Genomic DNA, 2,011 nt, shown 5'->3' with positions numbered 1-2,011 from the left:
CGATGGGGGTCGGCAAGTCCACCGTGGGCGAACTCCTCGCCGAACGGCTGGGCACCACCTACCGCGACACCGACGCGGACGTCGTGGCCACGGCAGGCAAGGCCATCGCGGAGATCTTCTTCGACGAGGGCGAGGAGCACTTCCGGGAGCTGGAACGGCGGGCCGTACGCGAGGCCGTCGAGCGGCACACCGGTGTCCTCGCCCTCGGCGGCGGCGCCGTGCTCGACGCGGAGACCCGCGCCCTGCTGGCCGGCCGCCCGGTCGCCTACCTCGCGATGGACGTGGAGGAGGCCGTGCGGAGGGTCGGGCTGAACACCGCCCGCCCGCTGCTCGCCGTCAATCCGCGACGGCAGTGGCGCGAGCTCATGGACGCCCGGCGCCACCTGTACGAAGGGGTGGCCCGGGCGACCGTGGCCACCGACGAACGCACCCCCGAAGAGGTCGCCCAGGCGGTCCTCGACGCACTGGAACTGCCGGAGCCCGCGGACGGACCCGCGGCCTCCGGCCGGGAGAACACACCCATGACCGAGCAGGCCACCACGCGCATCCAGATCGCCGGCACCGCGGGCACCGACCCGTACGAGGTGCTCGTCGGGCGCCGGCTCCTCGGCGAGCTGCCGAACCTCATCGGGACCCGCGCCAAGCGGGTCGCCGTCCTGCACCCCGAGGCGCTCGCCGAGACCGGTGAGGCGGTCCGCGAGGACCTCGCCGCCCAGGGGTACGAGGCCATCGCGATCCAGCTGCCCAACGCGGAGGAGTCCAAGACCGCCGAGGTCGCCGCCTACTGCTGGAAGGCGCTCGGCCAGACCGGCTTCACCCGCACCGACGTCATCGTCGGCGTGGGCGGCGGGGCCACCACCGACGTCGCGGGCTTCGTCGCCGCCACCTGGCTGCGCGGGGTGCGCTGGATCGCCGTCCCCACGACCGTGCTCGGCATGGTCGACGCGGCCGTCGGCGGGAAGACGGGCATCAACACCGCCGAGGGCAAGAACCTCGTCGGCGCCTTCCACCCGCCGGCCGGGGTGCTCTGCGACCTCGCCGCGCTGGACTCCCTGCCGGTCCACGACTACGTCTCGGGCATGGCCGAGGTGATCAAGGCCGGTTTCATCGCCGACCCCGTGATCCTCGACCTCGTCGAGGCGGACCCCCAGGGGGCCCGTACGCCCGCCGGACCGCACACCGCGGAGCTGATCGAGCGTTCCGTCCGGGTCAAGGCGGAGGTCGTCTCCAGCGACCTCAAGGAGTCCGGTCTGCGGGAGATCCTCAACTACGGCCACACCCTGGGCCACGCCATCGAGAAGAACGAGCGCTACAAGTGGCGCCACGGCGCCGCCGTCTCGGTCGGCATGGTCTTCGCCGCCGAGCTGGGCCGGCTCGCCGGCCGGCTCGACGACGCCACCGCCGACCGGCACCGCGCCGTCCTGGAGTCCGTCGGGCTCCCGCTCACCTACCGCGGCGACCAGTGGCCCAAGCTGCTGGAGAACATGAAGGTCGACAAGAAGTCCCGCGGCGACCTGCTCCGCTTCATCGTCCTGGACGGCATCGGCAAGCCGACCGTGCTCGAAGGCCCCGACCCGGCGGTCCTCCTCGCCGCCTACGGGGAGGTCTCCGCGTGAGCACCCGCAGGGTCCTCGTGCTCAACGGCCCCAACCTCGGCCGCCTCGGCTCCCGGGAGCCCGACGTGTACGGGGCGACGTCCTACGCCGGCCTGGTCGAGACCTGCCGGGAGACCGGCAGGGAACTCGGCTTCGACGTCGACGTCCGGGAGACCAACGACGAGGGCGAGATGATCCGCTGGCTCCACGAAGCCGCCGACGGGTCGATTCCGGTCGTTCTCAATCCGGGCGCCTTCACGCACTACTCGTACGGCATGCGGGACGCGGCGGCCCAGCGCACCGCCCCGCTCATCGAGGTGCACATCTCGAACCCGTACGCGCGCGAGGAGTTCCGCCACACCTCGGTGGTCGCCCCCGTGGCCACCGGGACCGTGGCGGGCTTCGGCATCGGCTCC

At 72.8% G+C, this 2,011-nt stretch carries 2 protein-coding genes; both read left to right on the top strand.

Features of this window, described 5'->3' with window-relative positions; genetic code table 11:
* Window positions 1–2: 2 nt before the first annotated feature.
* Window positions 3–1,616: a 3-dehydroquinate synthase gene (gene aroB / locus IH13_RS0115425; RefSeq protein WP_082317616.1), complete on the top strand. Its 1,614-nt coding sequence runs from the start codon at window positions 3–5 to the stop codon at window positions 1,614–1,616.
* Window positions 1,613–2,011 (top strand): type II 3-dehydroquinate dehydratase (locus tag IH13_RS0115420; protein ID WP_031084781.1); only part of this gene is annotated, 399 nt, incomplete at its 3' end. The genes aroB and IH13_RS0115420, both read left to right, overlap by 4 nt.

The sequence above is a fragment of the Streptomyces sp. NRRL WC-3549 genome, assembly GCF_000721935.1.
Classification (GTDB): domain Bacteria; phylum Actinomycetota; class Actinomycetes; order Streptomycetales; family Streptomycetaceae; genus Streptomyces.
This window is presented reverse-complemented; position numbering and strand designations above follow the sequence as displayed.